At 42.6% G+C, this 1,721-nt stretch carries 4 protein-coding genes; 3 read left to right on the top strand and 1 reads right to left on the bottom strand.

The features are described 5' to 3' along the window. From L1765_RS15830 to L1765_RS15820, 3 genes are all read left to right on the top strand, one after another. Positions 1–204, top strand: a 204-nt coding sequence (locus tag L1765_RS15830) for a hypothetical protein (protein ID WP_236408437.1), incomplete at its 5' end; no start/stop codon positions are given. Between the two features lie 221 nt (positions 205–425). Beyond that, positions 426–875, top strand: coding sequence for a MaoC family dehydratase N-terminal domain-containing protein (locus tag L1765_RS15825; RefSeq protein WP_236408436.1), 450 nt, complete (start codon positions 426–428; stop codon positions 873–875). A 98-nt stretch (positions 876–973) separates the two neighbouring features. Beyond that, positions 974–1,360: a MaoC/PaaZ C-terminal domain-containing protein gene (locus tag L1765_RS15820; RefSeq protein ID WP_236408435.1), complete on the top strand. Its 387-nt coding sequence runs from the start codon at positions 974–976 to the stop codon at positions 1,358–1,360. 175 nt (positions 1,361–1,535) lie between these two features. Here L1765_RS15820 and L1765_RS15815 read toward each other — a convergent pair. Next, on the bottom strand, positions 1,536–1,721 hold a 186-nt coding region (locus L1765_RS15815; RefSeq protein ID WP_236408434.1), incomplete at its 5' end, for a hypothetical protein.

Here is a 1,721-nt window from a genome sequence, read left to right as displayed (position 1 = left end):
ATACGAAGTTCAGAAGAATACTGCATCATAACTACTGGAAACATTTACAACGATTATCCCGGGCATCCCTATACCCATTTTTATCTGGAAATTGATACCAAGCACTTGACATTTTTAGATCAGTATGACCCGGGAGGGAATTATTTTCATATCAAAGAATTTGTTAAGGACAGCCTTCGAGTTCGTTCTAAGCGAAGAGGCTAAAGAACGGGAATTAGCCCTCAGACTGACTCCATCTGTGAAATACCCAGAAGTTTTTGAGGGCTCCGTTCTTTAGCCTCGAAGCGGACTTGAATAACTTCTATGTCGAACTCGACTAGCGGACGTGCAAATCTTTGATATGAAAATACCTTTTCATATCAATTTGTGACCCGTAGGGTCATGGATGTTTAGTTCTATCTATAAGTAGGGAGAGGAGATTTCCAATGGAAAAAGATTTAACAGAAAAAATTGGCTTTACATTTGAACCGTATACTTATCTTGTAGAACGGGGCAAAATTAGAGAATTTGCCTTGGCAATTGGAGATGACAATCCCATTTATTATGACAGGGAAAGAGCGGTGGCCCAAGGATTCCGGGATATTCCGATTCCACCCACCTTTGCTACCGTAATCGATATGTGGGCAGGGCCGGATTTTGAGCAACTCATTGCAGCCCTTAAGTTGAATCCGTTGAAAGTGCTCCATGGGGAACAAGAATATCAGTATTTGGAAGAAATTTGTGCCGGAGATGAAATTACCGGAAAAAGCAAAGTGATTTCAGCTGCAGCCAAGCGGGGGATGAAATTCATCACCTTAGAGACAGAGTACTTTAATCAGCAAGGGAAAAAAGTTTTGGTGGGCTTATCCACCATTATTGAAATGAATGGCGAGTAGAGAATGTTGTGAGATACGTTGAAACAAGACTAAATGATAGGGATTTAAAAGATCTGAATGACTGGAATGAAAAGAAGAGGATGTGACTAGAAATGAGAATGGAGACACTACCGTCGTTAAATAAACCAGCGATTACTCATACCCAGCTGGTTCGATATGCCGGGGCATCGGGAGATTTCAACCCGATTCATACCGTTGTCCCGATTGGAGAAAAAGCAGGTCTTGGCGGAGTAATTGCCCATGGAATGCTAATCATGGGGTTTGCCGGCCAAGCCCTTACTCAGTGGTTCTCCCGTCAGGATTTACGATCTTTTAGGGTCCGGTTTGCAGCCATCACCCGACCGGGGGAAGTATTAACCGTGGAAGGGAAGATTGACGGAGAGACAGAAAAGGATGGGGAAGCCCGGCTAATCGGACAGCTTTTTGTGAAAAATGAATCGGGTGAAGTCAAATTAAAAGGCCAATTTGAAGTGGCAAAAGTTTAGTTGATCATATGCATGGATGGAACTAAAGAATTTACTAAGGACAGCCTTCGAGTTCGTCCTTAGCGGAGGGCTAGAGAACGGGAATTAGCCCTCAAACTGTCTCCATCATCGAAATACCTGGATGTTTTTGAGGGCTCCGTTCTTTAGTCTCGGAGCGGACTTTAATTACTTCTCGCTAGAACTCGACTTGCGGACGTGTAAATTCTTTGATATGAAAATAATTCCCTCCCGGGTCATACTGATCTAAAAATGTCAAGTGCTTGGTATCAATTTCCAGATAAAAATGGGTATAGGGATGCCCGGGATAATCGTTGTAAATGTTTCCAGTAGTTATGATGCAGTATTCTTCTGAACTTCGTAT

The organism is Microaerobacter geothermalis (assembly GCF_021608135.1).
Taxonomy (GTDB): Bacteria; Bacillota; Bacilli; order DSM-22679; family DSM-22679; genus Microaerobacter; species Microaerobacter geothermalis.
Note: the sequence above shows the minus strand (reverse complement) of the source record. Positions and strands in the feature narration are given on the sequence as shown.